Source organism: Ruegeria sp. AB8 (assembly GCF_056542605.1).
The window spans coordinates 41,098-58,362 of sequence record NZ_JBQGAB010000021.1 but is presented as its reverse complement, the minus strand read 5'-3'; the positions used below and the strand labels follow the sequence as shown (position 1 = coordinate 58,362).

The 17,265-nt window shown below is 60.5% G+C and carries 15 protein-coding genes; 3 read left to right on the top strand and 12 right to left on the bottom strand.

Annotated features, from left to right (window positions below; genetic code table 11):
* Positions 1-4: 4 nt before the first annotated feature.
* The 7 genes from ACR0CG_RS19130 to ccoN all read right to left on the bottom strand — a co-directional run bounded on the left by ACR0CG_RS19130 (position 5) and on the right by ccoN (position 7,823).
* Positions 5-2,182, bottom strand: a complete 2,178-nt coding sequence (locus tag ACR0CG_RS19130) for a heavy metal translocating P-type ATPase (RefSeq protein ID WP_480526872.1) — start codon at positions 2,180-2,182, stop codon at positions 5-7.
* A 4-nt stretch (positions 2,183-2,186) separates the two neighbouring features.
* Complete coding sequence (locus ACR0CG_RS19125) at positions 2,187-2,645, bottom strand: FixH family protein (RefSeq protein ID WP_480526870.1); 459 nt, start codon at positions 2,643-2,645, stop codon at positions 2,187-2,189.
* A 2-nt stretch (positions 2,646-2,647) separates the two neighbouring features.
* Positions 2,648-4,075, bottom strand: coding sequence for a cytochrome c oxidase accessory protein CcoG (gene ccoG / locus ACR0CG_RS19120; protein WP_170678426.1), 1,428 nt, complete (start codon positions 4,073-4,075; stop codon positions 2,648-2,650).
* Between the two features lie 339 nt (positions 4,076-4,414).
* Entirely contained in the window at positions 4,415-5,278 is an 864-nt protein-coding gene (gene ccoP / locus ACR0CG_RS19115) for a cytochrome-c oxidase, cbb3-type subunit III (protein ID WP_321251211.1), read from the bottom strand.
* Positions 5,275-5,460, bottom strand: coding sequence for a cbb3-type cytochrome c oxidase subunit 3 (locus tag ACR0CG_RS19110; protein WP_170613588.1), 186 nt, complete (start codon positions 5,458-5,460; stop codon positions 5,275-5,277). Before ACR0CG_RS19110 ends, ccoP begins: the two co-directional genes overlap by 4 nt.
* A gap of 12 nt (positions 5,461-5,472) precedes the next feature.
* The gene (gene ccoO / locus ACR0CG_RS19105; RefSeq protein ID WP_170613590.1) at positions 5,473-6,201 is read right to left on the bottom strand and encodes a cytochrome-c oxidase, cbb3-type subunit II; all 729 of its coding nucleotides are present in this window, start codon (positions 6,199-6,201) and stop codon (positions 5,473-5,475) included.
* Positions 6,202-6,215: 14 nt separating this feature from the next.
* Positions 6,216-7,823 carry a cytochrome-c oxidase, cbb3-type subunit I gene (gene ccoN, locus ACR0CG_RS19100; RefSeq protein ID WP_170619174.1) on the bottom strand — a complete coding sequence of 536 codons (1,608 nt, stop codon included), beginning with the start codon at positions 7,821-7,823 and terminating at the stop codon, positions 6,216-6,218.
* A 197-nt stretch (positions 7,824-8,020) separates the two neighbouring features.
* Between ccoN and ACR0CG_RS19095 the strand changes: the two genes are divergently transcribed.
* Positions 8,021-8,860 carry a universal stress protein gene (locus ACR0CG_RS19095; RefSeq protein WP_170613594.1) on the top strand — a complete coding sequence of 280 codons (840 nt, stop codon included), beginning with the start codon at positions 8,021-8,023 and terminating at the stop codon, positions 8,858-8,860.
* A 57-nt stretch (positions 8,861-8,917) separates the two neighbouring features.
* Here ACR0CG_RS19095 and ACR0CG_RS19090 read toward each other — a convergent pair whose 3' ends face one another.
* Together ACR0CG_RS19090 and fnrL are read right to left on the bottom strand one after the other, a co-directional pair.
* Positions 8,918-9,172 (bottom strand): GlsB/YeaQ/YmgE family stress response membrane protein, encoded by a 255-nt coding sequence (locus ACR0CG_RS19090; protein ID WP_170613596.1) that lies wholly within the window; start codon positions 9,170-9,172, stop codon positions 8,918-8,920.
* A gap of 26 nt (positions 9,173-9,198) precedes the next feature.
* On the bottom strand, positions 9,199-9,942 hold the full coding sequence (fnrL, locus tag ACR0CG_RS19085) for a transcriptional regulator FnrL (RefSeq protein ID WP_170613598.1): 744 nt from the start codon (positions 9,940-9,942) through the stop codon (positions 9,199-9,201).
* Positions 9,943-10,003: 61 nt separating this feature from the next.
* On the opposite strand from fnrL, the gene hemN reads away from it, so the two are divergent.
* Both hemN and ACR0CG_RS19075 read left to right on the top strand, forming a co-directional pair.
* Positions 10,004-11,359, top strand: a complete 1,356-nt coding sequence (gene hemN, locus ACR0CG_RS19080; protein ID WP_480526867.1) for an oxygen-independent coproporphyrinogen III oxidase — start codon at positions 10,004-10,006, stop codon at positions 11,357-11,359.
* Positions 11,360-11,540: 181 nt separating this feature from the next.
* On the top strand, positions 11,541-13,469 hold the full coding sequence (locus ACR0CG_RS19075) for an elongation factor G (RefSeq protein ID WP_480526866.1): 1,929 nt from the start codon (positions 11,541-11,543) through the stop codon (positions 13,467-13,469).
* A gap of 20 nt (positions 13,470-13,489) precedes the next feature.
* Here the strand turns inward: ACR0CG_RS19075 and ACR0CG_RS19070 are convergent, their stop codons facing one another.
* The 3 genes from ACR0CG_RS19070 to ACR0CG_RS19060 are packed head-to-tail and all read right to left on the bottom strand — an operon-like array spanning position 13,490 to position 17,265.
* Positions 13,490-15,067 (bottom strand): ABC transporter ATP-binding protein, encoded by a 1,578-nt coding sequence (locus ACR0CG_RS19070; protein ID WP_321251197.1) that lies wholly within the window; start codon positions 15,065-15,067, stop codon positions 13,490-13,492.
* Positions 15,064-16,170 (bottom strand): ABC transporter permease, encoded by a 1,107-nt coding sequence (locus tag ACR0CG_RS19065; protein WP_170613606.1) that lies wholly within the window; start codon positions 16,168-16,170, stop codon positions 15,064-15,066. Before ACR0CG_RS19065 ends, ACR0CG_RS19070 begins: the two co-directional genes overlap by 4 nt.
* Positions 16,171-17,265 (bottom strand): microcin C ABC transporter permease YejB, encoded by a 1,095-nt coding sequence (locus tag ACR0CG_RS19060; RefSeq protein ID WP_480526865.1) that lies wholly within the window; start codon positions 17,263-17,265, stop codon positions 16,171-16,173.

Genomic DNA, 17,265 nt, shown 5'->3' with positions numbered 1-17,265 from the left:
CAGATCACCTCAGCCGCAAAGCGTTCAGGGACACGGTGATGGACGAGGTCGACATCGCCAGCGCCGCGATCAGTGGCGTCGCCAGCCCGGCCACCGCCAGGGGCACCGCGATGACATTATACACGGTTGCGATCTGGAAGTTTTCACGAATCCGTCTGGTCGCTTTTGTGGCCGTGTCGCAGGCATCGGCGATGGGCGACAAGTCGTTGCCCAACAGCACGATATCCGAGGCAACCCGCGCCGCATCCAGCGCCGAGGCGGGCGAGATCGACACATGCGCCGCCGCAAGGGCGGCGGTATCGTTCAGGCCATCCCCCACCATCAGAACCTTTTTCCCGTTGTCGCGCAGGTCCTGAACACGCTGCGCCTTGTCCTGTGGCAGCGCTTCGGCCACCCAGTTTGCGATACCCAGATTTCCAGCCAGCTTTTCCACTGCAGCCCGTGTATCGCCTGAAATCAGGATCACATCCTTGCCCGCTTTCCTGAACGCCTCAACCGCGCTGGCCGCGCCCGGTCGCAGAGCGTCCGCGAACACGAACGGCACGGGTTTACCGCTCCCGACCGCAAGCCATGCTGACGTCTGGGTGCCGGGTTCGGCTCCGACCCAATTCGCCCGGCCCAGCCGAACGCGCTGTCCTTTATGTTCGCCTTCGGTGCCAAAACCTGGCACTTCGACCACAGCGTCAAGGCAGGCCGGCCTGATACCCGCGTCACGCGCCGCTTTGGCCAGCGCGACGGAAAGCGGATGCGCCGACGCCTCGGCCAGCGCCAGCGCAACTTCCAGATCGGAACGGGTATGATCCGCCAGATTGGTCAGTTCAGGCGCACCCGATGTCAGCGTGCCGGTCTTGTCGAAGACAACAGTGTCCACCTCGGCCAGACGCTCCAGCGCTGTGGCGTGCTTGATCAGCATTCCCTTGCGGAACAGCCGCCCCGATGCCGCCGTCGTCACCGCAGGCACCGCCAGCCCCAGCGCACAGGGGCAGGTGATGATCAGAACCGCCGCCGCGATGTTCAGTGCGGTGCGGATATCGCCGGAATAGATGTACCAGCCCAGAAAACTGAGCGCCGACAGGATGTGAACCCCCGGCGCATACAGCTTGGCCGCCTTGTCCGCCAGCGACGTGTATCGTAAGCGCCCCGATTCAGCGATGGCCACCAGATCGGCCATCCGGTGCAGCGAGGTGTCCTCGCCCACCGCTGTCGCCCGGATCGTCAGCGGACCGGTCAGATTGACCTCGCCCGCGCTGACAGTCAGCCCGGCTTCGGCAAAAACCGGCAGGGTTTCCCCGGTCAGCAACGAGCGGTCAAGTTCCGACCGGCCCGAAACGATCTCTCCGTCCACGGGCATACGGCCACCGGGCCGAACGAGGATCAGGTCACCGACGGCCAGCGTCGCGACGGCCACTTCCTCTTCCGTGCCGTCGACCAGCCGGATGGCGCGCGGCACCTCAAGCGCCGTCAGTTCCTCGGCCGCGGACCGGGCAGCGGCGCGCGTGCGATAATCCAGATACCGTCCGGCCAGCAGGAAGAATGTCAGCGTCAGCGCAGCGTCGAAATAGGCATGTTTGCCGCTCAGCGCAGTTTCCCAAAGCGAGGTGATCAGCGCCAGCAGGATGGCCAGCACGATCGGAACATCCATGTTCAGACGGCGCACGCGCAGGGCGCTCCAGGCATTGGCGAAGAACGGCTGCGCCGAAAAGGCGATGGCAGGCAACGCAATGGCCGCCGAAATCCAGTGGAACATGTCGCGCGTCGCGTCCGTGGCCCCGGACCAGACGGAAACCGACAGCAGCATCACGTTCATCGACGCAAACCCGGCCACCGCCAGCCGCATCAGCAAATCCCGGCCCGCCTTGTCCGTCTGCGTGGGCGACAGCGCACCAGTGTCCAGCTCATGCGCCTCAAAACCTGCCTGTTCCAGCACCGGGATCAGATCGGCGGCGCGGATGTCAGGCGCGGCCTTAATCATCGCCCGTTTCAGGGTCAGGTTGACCCGCGCATCCTCGACGCCCGGATGCGCGTTCAGTTCCCGCTCGACCGTCGAGATGCAGGCCGAACAGTGAATGCCCGGCAAGGACAGGGCGATCTGGATATCCTCGGGAAACGGACGGGCAGGCTCGGCCGGGGCCGCGACGCAGCCGGGACAGGCCATGGTTCCGGGTGAGGGTTGCGCCGTCATCAGCCTAGCCTTTGACGTAAAGCGGAATACGCTGCGAGAAGGTCGCCCCTTCGCCATCCTTGGCGACAAGCCGGATGTTCCAGTTGCCCTCGCCAAGGGTCGCCGGGGTGGAATATGCGGTTCCGTCAAACACAAAGTCGGGGGTGAAATCCTCGCGCACATGGGTCGCCCGCCCCACAACGGCCTGCAATTGATCGACCCTGACCGGCGCGCCTTGCGCGTCGTTGATGTGCAGGATCAACAAGCCGCCCTTGGTCTCGGCCCGCACGTCCCAACCCAGCGCCTGCTGTTCCTGCAGACGCTCGTTGAACTCCTGGCTGGCGACATACGAGTTTTTGACCTCGAGCCCGGGAAAGGTTTTGACCGCACTGTAGGCCAGTACAAGATTAACACCGATGATCACGCCGAAGGCGGCGACAAACACGGCCAGCGCGTGCTTTCCGGTAAACTGTCGTTCTGCCATTCTCAGTTCCCTCGTCCGTTGAACGTGGTGTCCTTGTACGCGCGTTCACCGCTGATCAGATCCTCGACCCAGATACGAACCGGCGTCGCGTCGGTGTTGGCTGGGTCGGTGTCCTTCAGGGCGGTGATGTAAACGCGGCTCAATTGTGCCGTATCCGCGCTGACATTCACAGTGTCTATGATCGTGCCTTCAATCTCCAGCCGCATGGCCGGGTCTCCGGTAAGGGACAGTTTAAACAACCGATCCTCGCCATGTTTGTTGCGCAGACGCACGTCATAGGTATTGCGGATCGTGCCGTCTGACAGGGTGACAAAGGTCGGATTGCGTACCGGCGCCACGGTCAGGTCGATGTCGGAACGGATGAACAGGGCAAACAACAGGCCGAACCCAACCAGCGCCCACAGCGCGGTGTACATGATCGTGCGCGGGCGCAGGATGTGCTTCCAAACATTCTTGGCCGGCTGGCCCGAGCGTTCATGCGCCTCGTCGCTCAGCGCCATATAATCGATCAGGCCGCGCGGCTTGCCGATTTTGGCCATCATGTCATCACAGGCATCGATGCACAGGGCACAGGTGATGCACTCCAATTGCTGACCGTCGCGGATGTCGATGCCAACCGGGCAGACATTCACGCAAGCCATGCAGTCGATACAATCGCCCAATTCCGTGTCAGCGGTCCGCTTGCCCTTGCCGCGCGGCTCGCCCCGCCATTCGCGGTAGCCGACGACCAGCGTGTCTTCATCCATCATTGCCGCCTGAATACGGGGCCAGGGACAGGCGTAAATGCAGATCTGTTCACGGGCAAACCCGCCGAACAGAAAAGTCGTGCCGGTCAGGATCAACATGGTTGTGTAGGCGATCGGATGCGCGTTGCCCGTCACCAGATCGCGCGCCAGTGTCGGTGCATCCGCGAAATAAAAGATCCAGGCTCCGCCGGTGGCCAGTCCGATCAGAAACCACGCCCCCCATTTCGTCGCCCGCAGGCGGGCCTTGCGGAAATCCAGTTTCTTCTGCCGATGCAGCCGCAAACGTGCGTTCCGATCGCCCTCGATCCAACGCTCGACCAGAATGAACAGGTCGGTCCAAACCGTCTGCGGACAGGCATATCCGCACCAGACCCGGCCCAGGGCCGAGGTGAACAGGAACAGTCCAAGCCCTGCCATGATCAGCAAGCCGGCGACAAAATAGAACTCGTGCGGCCAGATTTCGATCCAGAAGAAATAGAATCGCCGGTTCGCAAGATCCAGCAACACGGCCTGATCCGGCAGGCTGGGACCCCGGTCCCATCTGAACCATGGGGTGATGTAGTAAATCCCCAGGGTCACAGCCATGATGATCCATTTCAGGTTACGGAATGGACCCGACACACGCCGCGGGAAAATCGGCTCACGTGCTGCATAAAGGCTGGGGGCAGGGTCGGAATCGCTCACGGGCTGGCTCCACGTCTGGCTTTGATCAGGCGTCTTTTCCCAGATCATGCGCTGACCAACTTTGACATGTGTCAAATGCGCATCGGGCAGACACCTTTTGTCACACCTAACACATTTTCGGTCGGTTTCAGCGAAGAAAGGATAGGCCGCAAAGCGGAAAACCGGCAGGTTAATCGGTGACATCCGACGAAGATGGCCACACCGGAAACTGGACCCGGGCAGGTCCTGGTTCTATTCTCGGGAATGTCGGCACCGGCTGTTCAGGAAACGCGCGAACAGATGGAACAGCCGGTGCCTAAGCCTTCGGGCGGCGAACCGCCCGAAGGTGTTCACTTATCTTTATTGACCGCCACCCAGCTGGTGGACGTAAGCCGACACGGCGCGGATCTGTGCCTCGGTCAGGCGGTTTTCCCACGCGGGCATGACTCCGAAGCGGCTGTAGGTAACCGTCTCTGTCAGCGCCTCTTCCGAGCCGCCGAACAGCCAGATCGCGTCGGTCAGGTTCGGTGCACCTTGCGTGACGTCGCCGGTCCCGTCCTCGCCATGGCAGGACGCGCAGTTGTCCTCGAACACGACCTTGCCAGCCTGTGCCGCTGCATCGTCGGTCTGGGCGTTGGTCAGGGACATGACATACTGAACCACCTGCGTGATCTCTTCCGCTTCGAGGATTTCACCAAAGGCAGGCATCTCGGAATAGCGGGCATCGTCGCTTTCTTCGTTTCGAATGCCATAGGCCACAGTGTACTCGATATCCTCAAGCGAACCGCCCCACAACCAGGCGTCATCCAGCAGGTTCGGGAAGCCCGGCGCGCCCTGCGCACCCGAGCCGTGGCACTGCGCGCACCACGTGCGGAACACGGCGCCACCCGAGTTGACGGCGTATTGCTGCAATTCGGCATCCTTGGCGATGTCTTCCAGCGGCGTTTCCACCAGCTTGGCGTTCCAGGGCGCATTGGCTTCTTCGAACGCAACCATCTCCTGCTGAACCAGCGCCCGAGAAGACCAGCCCATGACACCGGCGGTTGCTGACTGTACCAGAGGCCATGCCGGATACATGATCGTGTAGATCACACCCCAGACGATGGTCGCGTAGAAGGTCCACAGCCACCAGCGCGGCATCGGGTTGTCGAATTCCTCGATCCCGTCCCAGCTGTGGCCGGTGGTGTTCGGATCACCCGGCTGTTTTTCAGGTGTCTTGCTCATTGCCGCGCCTCCTTGGATGTGGCGGGTTTGTCTTGATGCCGGAAGGGGATGTTGGCGGTGTCATTGTATTCCTTGCTGGCACCGGGGCGGAAAACCCAGATGATGATGCCCACAAAGAAGACAAACAGCACAAGCAGCATCCAGCTGTCCGCGAACTGCCTGAGAAGGGTGTACTCTTCCATCACGATCCTCCCTTAGCGGCTTGCGTCCGGGGTGAAGGTCGAGAAATCGACCAGCGTTCCCAGCATCTGCAGATAAGCAACCAGCGCATCGGCTTCGGTCAGTTCGGGCTGACCGTCGAAGTTGCGCACGTTGACCTTGTCACCATAGCGTTCCAGCAACCCGTCATAGTCGCTGTCCGGATCGGCCTGAGCGCGGAAGTCCGCCACCGCGTTTTCCAACATCTCGTCGGTGTAGGGCGTGCCGACCATCGCATTCGCTTTCATGATGTCGCCAATGTATTTGCCATCGATCTTGCGATGCTCAAGGAAGCCGTATTTCGGCATCACCGATTCCGGCACCACCGACTGCGGATCACGCAGGTGGTCCACCTGCCACTGGTCCGAATAGCGGCCGCCGACGCGGGCCAGATCGGGCCCGGTACGCTTCGACCCCCACTGGAAGGGATGGTCATACATCGATTCAGCCGCCAGCGAGTAGTGGCCATAGCGTTCGACCTCGTCCCGCATCGGACGGATCATCTGGCTGTGGCAGGTATAGCAGCCTTCGCGGATGTAGATCTCACGCCCCGCCATCTCGAGGGGGGTGTAAGGACGCATGCCCTCCACCTTCTCGATGGTGTTCTCAAGGTAGAACAGGGGCGCGATCTGCACGATGCCGCCGATGGTCACGACCAGAAAGCTGAAGATCAGCAGGAGGGTCGCGTTGGTCTCGAGGATCTTGTGTTTGTCGAGAATTGCCATTGCTCCGGCCCTCCTTATTCAGCCGGGACCGCAACGGTCAGGCTGGCCTCTTTGGCCGGCGCTTTCCGCACAGTCATCCACAGGTTGTAGCACATGATCACAGCGCCAGCGACGAACAGAACGCCACCCAGAGCACGCACCACATACATCGGGAACTTGGCGGCCACGGTGTCGGCGAACGAGTTCACCAGGAAGCCGTTGGCATCCACTTCACGCCACATCAGGCCTTCCATGATACCGGTCACCCACATCGACGCGGCGTAGAGCACGATGCCTATAGTCGCGAGCCAGAAGTGCCAGCTGACCATCTGCAGCGAATAAAGGCGTTCCCGCTTCCACAGGACAGGCACCAGGAAGTACAGCGCACCAAAGGTGATCATGCCGTTCCAACCCAGCGCGCCCGAATGCACGTGACCAATGGTCCAGTCGGTGTAGTGAGACAGGCTATTGACCGCGCGGATCGACATCATCGGGCCTTCAAAGGTGGACATGCCGTAGAAACCGACCGAGATCACCATCATGCGGATCACCGGGTCTGTACGCAACTTGTCCCATGCACCCGACAGGGTCATCAGACCGTTGATCATGCCACCCCAGGACGGCATCCACAGGATCACCGAGAACACCATACCCAGCGTCGACGCCCAGTCAGGCAGCGCGGTATAGTGCAGGTGGTGCGGACCGGCCCAGATATACAGGAAGATCAGCGCCCAGAAGTGGATGATCGACAGCTTGTACGAGAACACGGGGCGCTCGGCCTGTTTCGGGATGAAGTAGTACATCATGCCCAGGAAGCCCGCAGTCAGGAAGAAGCCCACGGCGTTGTGGCCATACCACCACTGGATCATGGCGTCCTGAACGCCCGACCAGACTATGACCGATTTCGAACCCCAGATGCTGACAGGGATGGTCATGTTGTTGACCAGGTGCAGCATGGCGACGGTGACGATGAACGCCAGATAGAACCAGTTGGCCACGTAGATATGGGGCTCTTTCCGCTTGATGATCGTGCCCAGATAAACGGCCAGATAGGCGACCCAGACAATTGTCAGCCACAGGTCAACATACCACTCGGGTTCGGCGTATTCCTTGGATTGCGTACCGCCAAGGACATAGCCGGTTGCCGCCAGCACGATGAACAGCTGATAGCCCCAGAAGACGAACCACGCCAGATTGCCACCCCACAGGCGCGCGGCGCTGGTGCGCTGCACAACATAGAACGAGGTTGCGATCAAGGCGTTGCCGCCAAAGGCAAAAATCACCGCCGAGGTGTGCAGCGGACGCAAACGGCCAAAGTTCAGATATCCTTGCGCCCATTCGAAATTCAGTGCCGGAAAGGCCAGCTGAAACGCAATGAAAGTTCCTGCAATAAACCCGACCACGCCCCAGAAGGCAGTTGCGATCACGCCATAGCGGATCACGTCATCCATGTACTCGGCCGAGCGGTCTACGAGAATATCTGGCTCATCTGTGTTTCTAAGCGTCCAGATGAACAATCCAACGGCGATCAGCATCACCAGAATCGCGTGCACCTGATACGCCAAATCCCGTGCATAGTTGGACCCGATCGCGGCAAAAATCACGATCAGACCAAGCACGATCAGCTTGATGTAATTTGACATATTGCGTCCCTTTGCATGCCCCGTGCGATTCTTGACGCCGCACGAAACCCATTTGACTGGCCGCTGTTCTGTCTGACAAGGGCCATAGCTGCTTTGATCTGTGTCAAGACAATAGCCTGTTTTCCGTGGCAGTGATAAACAATTGAGTGGGTTAACTGGTCGCAGCTTGCCCCCCGCGCACATCGAGTGAGGTCAAAATGGCTTACAAATCCCTTCTAACAGTCATGACAGAGACAAAGCAGGCGAACGCGGCGCTGGCCCAGCTTGTAGCTCTGGCAAACGCGCAGGACGCACATGTCGAAGCGCTGTGTCTCGGCGTTGATCGCAGCCAAACCGGCTACTATTACGCTGGCGCAAACGCCTTGATCCTTCAGGAGACGCTCAGCCGCGCCAATGCCGATTCTGACGCTGTTCTGGAGTATGCAAAGAACTACCTGGGCAAAACCGGGATCCGCTGGTCCGCGGAAAACGGCGTGGCCCAGATTGCCGATATCGGCCGCCACGTGGCCCATCGCGCACGGTTTTCCGATCTGGTTGTGCTGCCGCAGCCTTATGGCGAGGATCGCGCGGCCGAGGCCGAGCCCATCATTGAAGCCGCCATGTTCGAAGGCCACGCCCCGGTTCTGGTTGTGCCCGATGATGTGACGCCGTTCGAGAAACCAAAAACCGTTCTGATCGGATGGAATGAAAGCGTCGAGGCCATGCGGGCCATCCGCCGCGCCCTGCCCTTCCTGAAACAGGCGGACCTGGTGCGCATCGTCGTCATCGATCCGCCGCGCCACGGGCCAGACCGCTCGGACCCGGGCGGATTGTTGTCACAAATGCTGGCCCGGCACGGGGTGAAATGTGAAATTGACGTGCTGAGCAAAACCATGACCCGCGTTTCGGACATCCTCAACCGCCATGCCGGCGATACCGAGGCTGACCTGATCGTCATGGGCGCTTATGGCCATTCGCGGTTCCGCGAGGCCATTTTGGGCGGTGCCACCCGGAACATGCTGGAACAATCCGTTGTGCCGGTCTTTTTGGCCCATTGATCCGAAAAGACGTGCGGCTTGCAGATACTGCCCCTTTCATCGGGGCAGTATTCTAGACTAGTTGCGCCGGATCAGGCCGATCACGAACAGCAGGATCACCGCACCGATGGTTGCGAAAAAGATCGACGAGAATAGCCCACCGCCAACCGAAAAGCCCAAGGCCGGGAAAATCGCGCCCGCAAGAAACGCGCCGACGATCCCGATGATGATATTGCCGAACAGGCCAAAACCCCGGCCTTCCATGATCTTGCCTGAAAGCCATCCGGCGATTGCGCCGATGAACAACATTGCAAGCAGGCTGGTGAACTCCATCCGAATCTCCTTTTGCGTATCGGGTGTCAGACCAGAAAACCGCCGTCCGCATCATCGCCGGCCTCATCCATGAGGCGCGCCATGTCCGGAATGGTCACGTGGCGTTTTCCGTCCAGTGTAATGACGCCGTCCTTTTTCAGCGCCGACATCTGGCGGCTGACCGTTTCCAGTGTAAGCCCCAGATAATCCGCCATCGCCTCACGCGTGAGCGGCAGATCAAACACCATTGGACCGGAGTTGCTTTTCTGGGCCACCGAAGCATCGCGCCGCGCGATGATCGACAACAGGCTGGCAATTTTCTCGCGCGCGGTTTTGCGCCCAAGGACAAGCATCCACTCGCGGGCCGCGTCCAGCTCATCCAGCGTCATCTGCAGCAGCCGGTGCGCGATATGCGGGGTGGTGCTCATCAATTCTTCGAACGGTTTCTTGCGGAAACAGCACATCACCAGATCAGTTGTGGCCTGAACGTCATAGGGCGCAGTTTCGCGTCCCGGACGGCCCACAAAGTCGCTGGGCAGCAACAGGCCCACCATCTGGGTCCGGCCATCCTCCATTGTCTGCGTCAGCGAGGCGATGCCCGAAACCACGGAGCCGACAAAATTCATCTGATCGCCCGACCAGATGATTGTTTGCCCGGCCTCGAAACTGCGGTAGAACTTGATCTCTTCCAGTTCCACAAGCTCATCGGGTTCGCAATGGGCACACACGGCACGGTGCCGGATCGGGCAGTCCGCACAATTCGAGTGGTCAAATTGGGAATTCAAGTTCATTCGCGTTTCCACTTGATCTCAGTCAAGGTCTTGTTGAAGGCCGTCCCTTAACGGTATCGCCATGATAGTGAAACCACAATTAGCACAGCTTGGACTATTTGACGCTAAAGTTCCGCGTTACACAAGCTACCCGACAGCGCCCCACTTCAGCAACGATGTGGGATCAGGCATGTTTGGCGACTGGATTTCGGGCATTCAGCCCGGAAGCGCCGTGTCCCTTTACATCCATGTCCCCTTTTGCCGCAGACTGTGCTGGTTCTGCGCTTGCCGGACCCAGGGGACACAGACCGACAACCCCGTCATCGCTTATGTTGACGTTCTGAAGGCCGAGCTTGATCTGCTGGCCGCGCGCCTGCCCGAGGGCGTCACCCTGTCGCGGCTGCACTGGGGCGGCGGCACGCCAACCCTGCTGAACGCCGATTTGATGCGCGATCTGGCAGCGCGGATTCTGGACATCGTGCCGCTGGGCCCGGACGCCGAGTTCTCGGTCGAGATCGACCCGAACGAAATCGACGAAGCACGGCTGGACGCCCTGGCCGAGGCCGGCATGAATCGCGCCTCGATCGGGGTGCAGGATTTCGACGACGAAATCCAGAAAACCATCGGCCGCATCCAAAGCTATGACACCACGCGCAAAGCAATCGACATGATCCGCGCGCGCGGCATCACCAGCCTGAACGCCGATATCCTGTATGGGCTGCCGCATCAGACCAAGACCCGGATGACCGAAAGCGTACAAAAGCTGCTGTCGCTCAGCCCGGACCGCGTTGCGCTCTATGGCTATGCCCATGTGCCTTGGATGGCCAAACGCCAGCAACTTATCCCCTCGGACGCGCTGCCGACGCCGGAACAGCGGCTTGACCTGTTCGACACCGCGCGCCGCCTGTTCATGTGGGACGATTACGCCGAGATTGGTATCGACCATTTCGCGACGCAGGATGACGGGCTGACCCGTGCACTGCAGACCGGAAAGCTCAAACGGAACTTTCAAGGCTATACCGACGATCAGGCCGAGGTTCTGATCGGCGTTGGTGCCAGCTCGATCTCAAAGTTTCCGCAAGGGTACGCCCAGAACGCGCCAGCAACGTCAGCGCATACCAAGGCCATCCGGAACGGGCAGTTCTCGACCTCGCGCGGGCACCTGTTCAAGGGGCAGGACATCCTGCGCGCCCGCCTGATCGAGGCGCTGATGTGTGATTTCCGGATCGATTCGGCTGAAATCCTGCGTGACCACGACATCTCGGTCGGGGAATTGCAGGGCATGTTCAACACGGCCAACCATGCGTTCGACGGGTTGCTGCAGGTGACCGGGGACGGTCTTTTCATACCGCCCGAGGCCCGTGCCTTGACCCGGATGATCGCCCGCAGCTTTGACGCCTATGACCTCAGCAAGGCAGGCCACAGTTCGGCCATCTGATTGACTTCGGACAGAGGGGGGGTTGACGCAGACAGGGGGTATTCCGCAAACTTAAGAACGCGGGCGGCAAGCCGCCCCAACCCCGAGGCAGATCCGTTTTCAGGCAATTGACCCCTGCGCGTCAGCGCAAGGCAGCCGATATCGCGCAGTCGTTCTTAAACCTGAAAGAGGGACAGCACTCATGCGCGTTTTCACCGTCCTCGGCCCCAGTCAATCGGGCAAATCCACCCTGGTCGAGGCCATCAGCCGCCTTGATGGTCGGCCAACAACATTCGACGTATCCGGAACCGTGCATCTGCACGGTTTTTCTTATTTGGACGAGCCATGGTGCGCCATCGACGTGGATGGCGGCGGGGATTCCCTGGCCTATGTCGGTCCTGCAATGGCAATCTCGGACGCGGCGGTTGTGGTGGTTCCGCCCGACCCGGACGCCGCAGTGCTGTGCGCCCCCTATCTCAGACTGGTCGAAGAAGCCGGGATTCCCTGCTTCCTGTTCATCAACCGGATGGACAACCCCAACGGCCGCATCCGCGATATCATCGCGGCCCTGCAAACCTATTGCACCCATCATATCGCGCTACGGCAGGTGCCCATTCGCGACGGCGAGGCCATTATCGGCGCAGTTGATCTGATATCCGAGCGGGCGTGGAAATATCAGGAAGGCCAGCCCTCGGCCCTGATCGAACTGCCTCAATCGGTCGAGCACCGCGAACAGGAAGCGCGCACGGAATTGCTCGAAACCCTGTCCGACTTCGACGACAAGCTGCTGGAACAGCTGATTGAAGACAAGCAGCCTCCCAACGAAGAGGTTTTTGAACTGGCTGCACAGGTTCTGCAGAACCACCAGCTGATCCCCGCTTGCCTGGGCGCCGCCAGCCACGGCAACGGCCTGACCCGCCTGATGAAAGCCCTGCGCCACGAAGCGCCCGAGTTCGACATCGCCGCCGGGCGGGATGAGGCCGCAGACAATGCCCGCGCCATTGCCGGGTTCGCCGACGTGAAAAAACACATTGGCAAGATCATCGTGCTGCGCGGCCTTGGCGAAGGCGTCACCGCGCATGAAGCGTTGGGCGGCGAAACCGTCGGCAACCTGACCACGCTGGACGCCAAGACCCAGATCGGCGCGCTTGAGGCCGGTCAGATCGGTCTCGCCGTCAAGTCCGATCACCTCAATCCGGGCAACATTTACGACAGTTCCTCCGCCACGCCTCTGCCAGACTGGGCCACCTCGCGTCCCGCGGCGCATCGGCAGATCGTCTCACCGGCGCATGAACGGGATGACGTACGCCTGTCCAACGCGCTGAGCCGCCTGGTCGAAATCGATCCCGGCCTGACCCTCGAACAGGACGAACTGAGCGGTCACGCGATTCTGGGCTCGCAGGGCCCTCAGCATATGCGGCGCGTCACCGCCAAGCTGGCAGAAGACTTCGGGATCGAAATCGAGGCGGATCAGGTCGAAACTGCCTATCGCGAAACCATTCGGACACCGGTTGAACATCGTCACAGACACCGCAAGCAGTCCGGCGGTGCCGGTCAGTTCGCTGATGTCGTAATCACTGTCGCGCCCATGCCGCGCGGATCGGGCTTTCAGTTCGAAGAGGTTGTCAAAGGCGGCGCGGTCCCAAAGAACTACATTCCGTCGGTTGAACACGGCGCGAAAGACGCGCTGGTTGAAGGCCCCGAAGGCTTTCCCGTTGTCGATGTCAAAGTCACGCTGAGCGATGGCAAGCACCACAACGTGGACAGTTCGGACTATGCCTTCCGCACAGCCGGTAAGAATGCCGTGCGCGAGGCACTGCCGCAGGGCAAACCCGTTGTCCTGCAACCGATCCTGAATGCCGAGATCCACCTGCCGTCGGATTTTGTGGGCGACCTGGTGCCGACGATCAGCTCGCTACAGGGGCAGGTTCTGGGTTTCGAAGGCAACCCCAACGCCTCGGGCTGGGAGATCTTCAACGCCCAGCTTCCCGCCGTGGCCGAAGATGAGCTACACCGCACCCTTGCCAGTGCCACGCGCGGTACTGGCTGGGTCAAGTTGAGCTTCGATCACTATCAAGAACTGCGCGGACCGGTGCCGAAATCGGCATCGCGTGAAACGGCCAACGCCTGACGCAACGTGGCGGGCTGCTTTCAGCCCGCCGCCGCGATCAGTTCTCGGGTGTAATCGGTCTGGGCATTCTCGAACAGGTCCTCGGCCCGGCCCATCTCGACCACGTCGCCATTTCGCATGACGATGACGTTGTGGGACATGGCGCGCACCACCTTCAGGTCGTGACTGATGAACAGATAGGCCAGCCCGTATTTCTTTTGCAGATCGCGCAGCAGATCGACGATCTGCACCTGCACCGTCATGTCCAGCGCGCTGGTCGGCTCATCCAGCACCAGCAGTTTGGGCCGCAGCACCATGGCCCGCGCGATGGCGATGCGCTGGCGCTGACCGCCGGAAAACTCATGCGGATACCGGTCCATCGCCGCCGGGTCCAGACCGACTTCGGCCATCACCTCGGCCACCAGTTCGCGCGGTGCGCGATGCGGATCAACGTTGTGGATCGCCAAGCCCTCGGCAATGATCTGCTGGCAGGTCATGCGGGGGCTGAGGCTGCCGAACGGGTCCTGAAACACGATCTGCATATCCTTGCGCAGGCGGCGCAATTCACGCGTGGACCAGCGGCGCACGTCCTGATCGCGGAATGTAATCCCGCCTTCAGAGGCAATCAGCCGCATGATCGCCAGCGCCAGCGTCGTCTTGCCCGACCCGCTTTCGCCCACGATCCCCAGCGTCTCACCCGCGCGCACCGACAGCGTCGCGTCGTTGACGGCCTTTACATGGCCCACTGTCCGCTTGAAGAAACCGCGCTGAATCGGAAACCACACTTTCAGGTGGTTCGTCCGCGCCACTTCCTCGGCATCGGCGGCCACCGGATCGGGTTCGCCCGACGGTTCCGCCGCCAGCAGCTTGCGCGTGTAGGGATGCTGCGGGTTGTCGAAGATTTCGGCGGTTTCGCCGGTTTCAACAATCTCACCGTCCTTCATCACGCACACCCGGTCGGCAATCCGCCGCACGATACCCAGATCGTGGGTGATGAACAGCATCCCCATGTTTTCCGATTTCTGCAGGTCAGCCAGCAACTCCAGGATCTGCGCCTGAATTGTGACATCCAGCGCGGTTGTCGGCTCATCCGCGATCAGGATGTCCGGCTTGTTGGCCAGCGCCATCGCGATCATCACCCGCTGGCGCTGTCCGCCGGACAACTGGTGCGGATAACTGTCCAGCCGATCCCTCGGGTCGCGGATGCCAACCTTGATCAGCAGTTCCACAATCCGCTCGCGCGCTTCGTCACCGGTCACGCCCTGATGCAGGGCCAGCGACTCGGCCATCTGCTTCTGGATCGTGTGCAGCGGATTGAGCGAGGTCATCGGCTCCTGAAAGATGAAACTGATATCGTTGCCGCGCACATCCATCAGCCGGTCCTCGGACGCGCCGATCATTTCCTGACCTTCATACGTGACCGAGCCTTCGACAATCGCGCTGTCACCCAAAAGCGAAACCGTGCTCAGCGCCGTGACAGACTTGCCCGAGCCCGATTCCCCAACCAGCGCGACCGTTTCGCCCCGGTCGACAGTGAAGGACACACCCCTGACCGCCGCGGAAACCTGCCCGTCCTGCCGGAACGAGACCCTGAGGTTATTCACATCCAACAAGCTCATGAAAACGTCTTTCTGGGGTCAAACGCATCCCGCACGCCTTCAAAGATGAAGACCAGCAGCGACAGCATGATGGCAAAGGTGAAAAACGCGGTGAAGGCCAGCCACGGCGCCTGCAGGTTCTGTTTTGCCTGCAAGGTCAGTTCGCCCAGTGACGGGGCAGAGGACGGCAGGCCGAAACCCAGAAAATCAAGGCTGGCCAGCCCCGCGATGGTGCCCGTCACGATAAATGGCATGAAGGTCAGCATGGCCACCATCGCGTTGGGCAACATGTGCCGGAACATGATCGTCATGTTGCCGACGCCAAGCGCCTTGGCAGCGCGGACATATTCAAGGTTGCGCGCACGCAGAAATTCCGCCCGAACCACGCCCACCAAACCGGTCCAGCTGAACAGGATCATCAGGATGACCAGCAACCAGAAACTTCGTCCCAGAACCGCAAACATGATGATGATGACATAGAGCGACGGTGTCGCGGACCAGATCTCGATGATCCGCTGAAAGATCAAATCCAGCCAGCCGCCGAAATAGCCCTGGATGGCCCCTGCAAACACCCCGATCAGGCTGGCCGCGCCGGTGACGACCAGCGTGAACAGGATCGACAGTCGGAACCCGTAGATTACGCGCGCCAGAACATCACGTTTGGTGTCGTCGGTGCCCAGCAGATTCTGCCCGTTCGGCGGCAGGGGTGCCGCACCCGGCCGGTCAACGCTGGTGTTGTAGGAGTACGGAATCGGCGGCCAGATCGCCCAGCCCCGCTCGAACCCGTCCGCCTGAAAAGTGCCAGCATCGATCTCTTCGATGATCCGCTCGGGATCGTCAAAACACTGATCAAGCCCGCCGCTGTCGATCAGGCATCGCACTTCGGGATCGCGATAGATGGCTTCGGTCTGAAAATCCCCGCCAAATTCGGTTTCGGCGTAGAAATTGAACACCGGCGTGAAGAACTCGCCCCGGTATTTCACCAGAATCGGTTTGTCGTTGGCGATGAACTCGGCGAACAGCGACAGGCCGAACAGTACCGAGAAGATGATCAGCGACCAGAACGCGCGACCGTTGCGCCGGAAGTTGCGCCAGCGGCGCTGGTTGAGAGGGGACAGCGCCATTTACCCCTCCCGCTTTTCGAAATCGATGCGCGGGTCGACCACCACGTACATCAAATCGCTGATGATGCCGACCACCAGCCCCATCAGACCAAAGATGAACAGCGTGCCGAATATCACCGGGTAATCACGCGCCACCGCGGCCTCGAACCCCAAGCGGCCCAGCCCGTCCAGCGAGAATATGGTCTCGATAATGATCGAGCCGCCAAAGAACACCCCGATGAACACCGCCGGAAAGCCCGCAATCACGATCAGCATCGCATTGCGGAACACATGACCGTACAGAACCTTGCGCTCGCTCAGGCCCTTGGCGCGGGCGGTCATCACATATTGCTTCTTGATTTCATCCAGGAACGAGTTCTTGGTCAGCAGCGTCAGCGTTGCAAACGCCGAAATCGTCAGCGCAATGATCGGCAGGGCAATGTGCCAGAAATAGTCCGCAATCTTGCCAATCAGGCTGAGGCTGTCCCAATTATCCGATGTCAGCCCCCGCAGCGGGAATATCTGCCAGTAGGATCCGCCCGCAAACAACACCAGCAGCAGGATGGCGAACAGGAAACCGGGAATGGCGTAGGCCACAATGATGGTTCCGCTGGTCCAGGTATCAAAGGTCGATCCGTCCTTGATGGCTTTGCGGATGCCCAGCGGGATCGACACCAGATAGGCGATCAGGGTCGACCAAAGACCCAGCGAGATCGAAACCGGCATCTTTTCCAGCACCAGATCGATGACGCTGATGGACCGGAAATAGCTCTCGCCGAAATCCAGCGTCAGGTAGTTGCCCATCATGCTCAGAAAGCGCTGGAGCGGAGGCTTGTCGAAGCCGAACTCTTTCTCCAGTTCAGCAATGAATTCGGGCGGCAGCCCCCGCGCGCCGACATATTTGTCGTCAAAGGCGCCCCCGGCAGGTTCCGAGGCCGCCCCAGCATCGCCACCGCCTGCAAATCCGGCAAACACATCGCCCTGCCCTTCGATCTGGGCGATGATCTGTTCAACCGGCCCGCCCGGCACGAACTGCACCAGCGTGAAGTTGACGATCATGATGCCCAGAAGGGTCGGAATGACCAGCAACAGGCGTCTTAGAATATACGCGCCCAT

What these genes read in the sequence shown, in the direction of transcription:
- ccoO (WP_170613590.1), bottom strand. Translation starts at nt 6,201, where the DNA reads ATGGCAATTCTCGACAAACACAAGATCCTCGAGACCAACGCGACCCTC.
- ACR0CG_RS19060 (WP_480526865.1), bottom strand. Translation starts at nt 17,265, where the DNA reads ATGGGCGCGTATATTCTAAGACGCCTGTTGCTGGTCATTCCGACCCTT.
- ACR0CG_RS19130 (WP_480526872.1), bottom strand. Translation starts at nt 2,182, where the DNA reads ATGACGGCGCAACCCTCACCCGGAACCATGGCCTGTCCCGGCTGCGTC.
- hemN (WP_480526867.1), top strand. Translation starts at nt 10,004, where the DNA reads ATGATAGTGAAACCACAATTAGCACAGCTTGGACTATTTGACGCTAAA.
- ACR0CG_RS19125 (WP_480526870.1), bottom strand. Translation starts at nt 2,645, where the DNA reads ATGGCAGAACGACAGTTTACCGGAAAGCACGCGCTGGCCGTGTTTGTC.
- ccoN (WP_170619174.1), bottom strand. Translation starts at nt 7,823, where the DNA reads ATGTCAAATTACATCAAGCTGATCGTGCTTGGTCTGATCGTGATTTTT.
- ACR0CG_RS19065 (WP_170613606.1), bottom strand. Translation starts at nt 16,170, where the DNA reads ATGGCGCTGTCCCCTCTCAACCAGCGCCGCTGGCGCAACTTCCGGCGC.
- ACR0CG_RS19110 (WP_170613588.1), bottom strand. Translation starts at nt 5,460, where the DNA reads ATGGAAGAGTACACCCTTCTCAGGCAGTTCGCGGACAGCTGGATGCTG.
- ACR0CG_RS19095 (WP_170613594.1), top strand. Translation starts at nt 8,021, where the DNA reads ATGGCTTACAAATCCCTTCTAACAGTCATGACAGAGACAAAGCAGGCG.
- fnrL (WP_170613598.1), bottom strand. Translation starts at nt 9,942, where the DNA reads ATGAACTTGAATTCCCAATTTGACCACTCGAATTGTGCGGACTGCCCG.
- ccoP (WP_321251211.1), bottom strand. Translation starts at nt 5,278, where the DNA reads ATGAGCAAGACACCTGAAAAACAGCCGGGTGATCCGAACACCACCGGC.
- ACR0CG_RS19070 (WP_321251197.1), bottom strand. Translation starts at nt 15,067, where the DNA reads ATGAGCTTGTTGGATGTGAATAACCTCAGGGTCTCGTTCCGGCAGGAC.
- ACR0CG_RS19090 (WP_170613596.1), bottom strand. Translation starts at nt 9,172, where the DNA reads ATGGAGTTCACCAGCCTGCTTGCAATGTTGTTCATCGGCGCAATCGCC.
- ACR0CG_RS19075 (WP_480526866.1), top strand. Translation starts at nt 11,541, where the DNA reads ATGCGCGTTTTCACCGTCCTCGGCCCCAGTCAATCGGGCAAATCCACC.